Genomic DNA, 6,064 nt, shown 5'->3' with positions numbered 1-6,064 from the left:
GACATCACGATGCTGCTGCACCTCGGCGTCGAGTACGAAAAGACCGGCGTCGTCCCCTCGCAGGACAGCACCGACAACGAGGAGTTCAAGGAGGTGCTGCGCGTGCTGGCCCGTTCGGTCGCCGCGAAGCCCGATCATTGGACCAAGATCTCCAAGGACATCAAGGGTGTCTCCGAGGAGACCACCACCGGCGTCCTCCGTCTCTACGACCGCTTCCGTGACGGCACGCTGCTCTTCCCGGCCATCAACGTCAACGACTCGGTCACCAAGAGCAAGTTCGACAACAAGTACGGCTGCCGCCACTCGCTGATCGACGGTCTCAACCGCGCCACCGACGTCATGATCGGCGGCAAGGTTGCCGTCGTCTGTGGCTACGGCGATGTGGGCAAGGGCTCCGCTGAGTCGCTGCGCGGCCAGGGTGCTCGCGTCATCGTCACTGAGATCGACCCGATCTGCGCACTGCAGGCAGCCATGGACGGCTACGAGGTCAAGAAGCTTGAGTCGGTCGTCGAGACCGCCGACATCTTCATCACGACGACGGGCAACTTCGACATCATCCGTGTCGAGCACTTCGAGAAGATGAAGCACCAGGCGATCGTCGGCAACATCGGTCACTTCGACAACGAGATCAACATGGCGGGCCTCGCCAAGATCCCGGGCATCGTCAAGGACGAGATCAAGCCCCAGGTTCACCAGTGGATCTTCCCTGACGGCAAGAAGCTCATCGTCCTGTCAGAGGGTCGTCTGCTCAACCTCGGCAACGCGACGGGTCACCCGTCGTTCGTGATGTCCAACTCGTTCACCAACCAGGTGCTGGCTCAGATCGAGCTCTTCAGCAAGGCCAGCCAGTACGAGCTCGGCGTTCACGTCCTGCCCAAGCACCTCGACGAAGAGGTTGCTCGTCTGCACCTCGACGCTCTCGGTGTCGAGCTGACTGAGCTGACCAAGGAGCAGGCCGCCTACCTCGGTGTAGACGTCGCCGGCCCCTACAAGTCTGACCACTACCGCTACTGAGTTACGTAGCCACAGCATGAACGAGCGCCAGGTGAACCCATCTGGCGCTCGTTCTTGTTCACGGCTCCGTATCATTGGATTCTTATGAACGAGCGAAGCGAGAGGCTAACAGGACACTTCACGACACGGTGTCCGTATCTTTGCCTTTTGACGGAGGCTGTGTCGTGAACTACCGAAGGACGAAGCGGGATCGTGTGCTCGTCGTGGATGACGACGCCTCGCTCGCCGAGATGCTCACGATCGTCCTTGAGGGCGAAGGACTCACGACGGGTGTGTGTCGCTCCGGCGACAGGGTGATGGCTGTGTTCGCGCAGTTCAAGCCCGACGTGGTCCTGCTCGATCTGATGCTCCCGGGTCTCGACGGCATGAGCGTATGCCGACAGATCCGGGAGAAGTCAGCTGTCCCGATCATCATGCTGACGGCCAAGGCCGACACCCCCGATGTGGTGGCGGGTCTCGAAGCCGGCGCCGACGACTACATCACCAAGCCGTTCAAGAACACCGAGCTGGTCGCCCGCGTACGTGCCCGCCTGCGTCGCTCAGACACCCTCGTCGAACCGCTCGAGTTCGGTGAGATCGTGCTTGATCCTGCTGGCCACACAGTCACCCGCAAGGGTGTGCCGCTCGAGCTGACTCCGCTCGAGTTCGACCTGCTGGCCTGCCTGCTGAGTGATCCGTCCCAGGTGTTCACCCGCGAGGTCCTGCTGCAGAAGGTCTGGGGCTATCACCACCCCGGCGACACCAAGCTGGTCAACGTCCACATGACGCGTCTGCGCTCGAAGATCGAGGACGATGCTGAGAACCCTGAGATCATCCGCACGGTTCGTGGTGTCGGCTACCAGGCGATAACACCCTCCTGATGCGCGGCCTCGCCGGCATCTGGCGCCGTTCGATCCAGGCACGAGTCGTCACCAGCACGATCCTGCTGAGCGCGCTCGTCATCAGCCTGACGGGATGGGCACTGCTGCGTGACGTGGCGAGCGGTCTCGCCGAAAGTCGCCGTACGGCGGCGATCTCCGAGGCGCGCTCCGGATTCGAAGCCGCACAGGCCCGGCTCGACGCTGCGGTTGAGACAGAGCCCGGCACCCAGTCGCAAAGCCTCACGCAGATGGTCGACTCGCTCACCAGCTCGCGTGGAGAGCGACGTACGTACGAGCTCGTCCTGCAGGGACCGCTGGCTGCCGAGGGTGGTCAGGTCCCGGTTCGCTCGTCGGCCGCGATCATGCCGGACGCGCTGCCCAAGGACCTCGCCAACACTGTCAAGAGCAAGGCTGGAACCTACTGGCGCTACTCCAAGCTAGGGCTGCTCGGCGGCGAGGATCGCGAAGCCGCCGTGGTGGTCGGCAGTCAGCTGCGGGCTCCCGGCACGGGGGACACGTACGCGCTGTTCTACCTGTTTTCCATGGCTGACCAGCAGTCGACGCTCGACCTTGTACGTCGTGCTCTTCTGCTCGGCGGTCTGGCGATGGTGCTGATGGTGGGTGGCGTGGCCTGGCTCGTCTCGCGACAGGTGCTCGACCCGATTCGGATGGCGCGACGCATCGCCGAGCGTTACGCCAGCGGCAATCTCGAGCAACGCATGCACGTGAGCGGTGAGGACGACATCGCCCGTCTGAGCACGTCGTTCAACCAGATGGCGGCCAGCCTGCAGAGCCAGATTCGGCGACTCGAAAACCTCTCGCGACTCCAGCAACGGTTCGTATCCGATGTGTCGCACGAGCTCCGCACACCGCTGACGACGGTACAAATGGCCAGTGAGGTCCTGTATGACTCGCGCAAACGCTTCGATCCCCAGACTGCGCGATCTGCTGAGCTGCTCAAGGGCGAGCTTGATCGCTTCGAGTCGTTGTTGTCAGATCTGCTCGACCTCAGCCGCTTCGATGCCGGCGCAGCCAAGCTCGCGCTCGACACGATCGACCTCACCCAGGTCGCCCGCGACGCGTCCAAGGATCCGTCGATCAAGCGCAAGGGCATCAAGGTCAAGGTCATTGGTGTCGATGAGCCCGCCGTCGTCGAGGCTGACATCCGACGCATCGATCGCATCGTCCGCAATCTCCTCACGAATGCTGCGAAGTACAGCGGTTCGGACCGCCTCGAGATCGAGATCGCCCAGAACGATGACTGTGTCTCGCTGGCCGTACGCGATTTCGGCGTAGGCCTGAGCGGTGACGAGACCAACCGGGTGTTCGACCGGTTCTGGCGGGCCGACCCCGCGCGCACGCAGGGCGGTACGGGTCTGGGTCTGCCGATCTCTCGCGAGGACGCGCAGTTGCATGGCGGATCACTGGTGGCATGGGGCGAACCGGGAGAGGGAAGCGAGTTCATCCTCACGATCCCGAAGCCTGACGGATCGGCGGCGTCGCCAGCACTGACATCGGTGTACGCATGAGAAGGCCTGTGCTGGTCGCCGTGCTCGGCGTACTTCTGGTGGGCGGCTGCGGCAGCATTCCGACCTCCGGGCCAGTCACGCGGGTCGCTGACGACCAGGGCTTTGGCGAGAGCACGGTGCGGTATGCCCCGGCGCTCCCGGTGCCCGGAGCGTCACCTCAGGAGATCGTGCTCGGCTACCTCGACGCGATGCTCGCGTTCCCGGTCTCGACGGGCACGGCCTCGGCGTTCCTCACTCCGTCCGCGGCAAAGGGCTGGCGTCCGCTCGACGGAGTGCGCGTCTACTCGCGTCCGAAGGTCTCGGCTCCGGTTCCCGATCGGTCGACGGACGTCGACGACGGTGACGAAGCTGGCGACCGGGTCGTGGTGCGTATGTCGTCGTCGCAGATCGCACGGCTGGACCAGCAGGGTCGATACACCCGCATGAGCGGCGACTCCGCTCTTACCTACGGACTGCAGCAGGTGGACGGCGAGTGGCGCATCGCGACGCCGCAGGCTGGATTGTTGGTCAGCAGCAAGTACTTCAACGACTACTTCCGACCGTTCGACATCTTCATGTTCGACAACCCCGGGCGACGCCTGATCCCGGTGCCGGTCTACCTCGCTGTTGGCGATCAGCTGGCAACATCCCTGGTGGCGAGTCTCGCTCGAGGCCCAGCTGACGACGACCGGGTGACCCGCACGTATGTGCCGAAGCTGGAGTCGCTGCGAACGTCGGTGCCGATCTCCGACGGTGTGGCCGATGTTGTGTTCGACCAGGAGTTCCGCACAGCAAGCGAGTCGACGAAGGACCACCTGTCCGCGCAGATCATCTGGACGTTGCGCCAGGTCCGGGAGATCGAAGGTGTTCGACTGTCTGGCGGTGCGCCCGTCCTCACCCGCAACGGGTTTCCGGTACAGCCGATCGACTCGTGGGGGGCATTCGGCCCGAGCACATCGGGTACGCATGCGTACGGGATCAGCGATGACAAGGTTGTGCAGCTCGATGAGGAACGCATCACGCCGCTGACGGGCGAGTGGGGCAAGGATGCTCGAGGCGCCGTGCGGATTGCAGTGAGCGACGCTGGTGTGGCGGGAGTCCTGGCGGGTCGCTCGGAGGTACGAGTCACCAACCGGGCCGGCTCAGCCCCTCGTATTTTTGGCGGCAGCCAGTTCGTGACTCCCCGCTGGGACCGTGACGGCGTGCTCTGGCTCGTCGATCGCGTCGGAGGATCCACACGCGTGAGACTGGTCCGCGACGACATCATCACGGCACTGCCGATCGGGTCGCTGGCCGGTCTCAATGTCACGACGTTCTCGCTGTCACCTGGCGGTACGCGTTATGCCGCGACTGCCAATGGTGGTGTGTATGTCGGCATGATCGAGCGCAGCGACAAGAACCAGATCCTGCGCCTCACGGAGCCACAGCCGCTGGCGGTCGACGCGGCCACACCAACCTCGGCCGTGTGGTCGTCGGACACACAGCTGGCCTACCTCGCCGGCAGCAAGATCAGCCGACAGGTGCAGTACATCCGCATCGACAGCTCGGCGGGGGACAGCGGTGTCGGCGGTGGCGCACTGCTGCCCGACGTGGGCGCTGATGTCCTCGTCCTCGGTGCCGGAGATCCTCAGATTCGCTACGCGACCGACACGAAGAACCGTGTCTGGTATCTGCCACCCGACGGGACCTGGCACGTGGTGAAGTCGGCAGAGGTCACAGGCCTGACGTACGGAAGTTGAGCGTCCACAGCGCGACAACCTACGACGTGCCGGTCGTGCTGGACCGACGATGATCGACCGATGGGCAAGCTGGCGGTCTCGGCGGCCGATCTGATCCTGGGCGCGCGCTGCCCAGGGTGCGAATGTCCTGCGCTGGGACTGTGTCGATCGTGCGGAGCGTCGATCCGTCCCGATCCGCGCGTGGCGTGGCCCAAGCCGACGCCACCGGTGCTTCGCAGACCAGATGTCCTTCCGGTCGCGGCAGGCGTCAACGCGGGAGTGTTGCGCGCCGCCCTCATCGCCTGGAAGGAGCAGGGCAGGTTCGGACTTGCCGCGCCACTGGCCCATCTGCTGGCTGCCTCGGTCGTCGAGCTGTCGCCAGTCGGATCTCCAATCGTTCTGGTGCCAGTCCCCACCTCCCGTCGAAGCAAGCGTGCGCGCGGCTCGGACGTCGTGGACGAACTGGCTCGCGACAGCGCGCGACTCCTGGGCAGGATCGGCGTCGATGTCAGAGTCGAGCAGGCGCTCACCTACTCGCGGGCGACGGCAGACCAGTCCGGCCTCGACTCGTCAGCCCGCGCAGTCAACGTGCGTGGCGCGTTTCGCGTTCGTCGAGGAACGCTGCGGACGGCAGCGAGGGTGATCGTGATCGACGACATCCTCACAACCGGCGCGACGGTGGGCGAGGCCGTTCGCGCGCTGACAGCGATCGACAAGCGTCCGATCGGCGTCGCAGTCGTTGCCGCGACACCTCTCAAGTCTGAGGATCACCAAGGAGTTTCCAGGTTCCTATAGAGAAATTTGCACCGCGGGTCTAACGTCGCAATATGGCATGAGCCGAGCATCACTCGAGGCAAGGAGCTCCCATGGAAATTGTCGTCAACGGTCGCAACAGCGAGATCTCCGAACGATTCAGGGAGCACGTCGAGGAGAAACTCCTCCGGATCGACAAGTACGACACCCG

The 6,064-nt window shown here is 64.3% G+C and carries 6 protein-coding genes; all 6 read left to right on the top strand.

The window, feature by feature from the left end; genetic code table 11:
- Positions 1 to 1,014, top strand: a 1,014-nt coding sequence (locus tag V6M39_RS05945; protein ID WP_332642827.1) for an adenosylhomocysteinase, incomplete at its 5' end; no start/stop codon positions are given.
- Between the two features lie 164 nt (positions 1,015 to 1,178).
- The gene (gene mtrA, locus V6M39_RS05940; protein ID WP_332642826.1) at positions 1,179 to 1,874 is read left to right on the top strand and encodes an MtrAB system response regulator MtrA; all 696 of its coding nucleotides are present in this window, start codon (positions 1,179 to 1,181) and stop codon (positions 1,872 to 1,874) included.
- Positions 1,874 to 3,403 carry an MtrAB system histidine kinase MtrB gene (gene mtrB, locus V6M39_RS05935; protein WP_332642825.1) on the top strand — a complete coding sequence of 510 codons (1,530 nt, stop codon included), beginning with the start codon at positions 1,874 to 1,876 and terminating at the stop codon, positions 3,401 to 3,403. The genes mtrA and mtrB overlap by 1 nt, the downstream gene beginning before the upstream one ends.
- Positions 3,400 to 5,121: an LpqB family beta-propeller domain-containing protein gene (locus tag V6M39_RS05930; RefSeq protein WP_332642824.1), complete on the top strand. Its 1,722-nt coding sequence runs from the start codon at positions 3,400 to 3,402 to the stop codon at positions 5,119 to 5,121. The genes mtrB and V6M39_RS05930 overlap by 4 nt, the downstream gene beginning before the upstream one ends.
- A 60-nt stretch (positions 5,122 to 5,181) precedes the next feature.
- Positions 5,182 to 5,895 carry a ComF family protein gene (locus V6M39_RS05925; protein ID WP_332642823.1) on the top strand — a complete coding sequence of 238 codons (714 nt, stop codon included), beginning with the start codon at positions 5,182 to 5,184 and terminating at the stop codon, positions 5,893 to 5,895.
- Positions 5,896 to 5,966: 71 nt separating this feature from the next.
- A partial coding sequence (locus V6M39_RS05920) for an HPF/RaiA family ribosome-associated protein (RefSeq protein WP_332642828.1) occupies positions 5,967 to 6,064 on the top strand: 98 nt, incomplete at its 3' end.

Origin of the sequence: Aeromicrobium sp., assembly GCF_036675695.1 — a bacterium.
Classification (GTDB): Bacteria; Actinomycetota; Actinomycetes; order Propionibacteriales; family Nocardioidaceae; genus Aeromicrobium.
Note: the sequence above shows the minus strand (reverse complement) of the source record. Positions and strands in the feature narration are given on the sequence as shown.

Excerpts from the sequence above, each read along its gene's own strand:
- V6M39_RS05930 (WP_332642824.1), top strand. The coding sequence starts at position 3,400 with ATGAGAAGGCCTGTGCTGGTCGCCGTGCTCGGCGTACTTCTGGTGGGC.
- mtrB (WP_332642825.1), top strand. The coding sequence starts at position 1,874 with ATGCGCGGCCTCGCCGGCATCTGGCGCCGTTCGATCCAGGCACGAGTC.
- V6M39_RS05925 (WP_332642823.1), top strand. The coding sequence starts at position 5,182 with ATGGGCAAGCTGGCGGTCTCGGCGGCCGATCTGATCCTGGGCGCGCGC.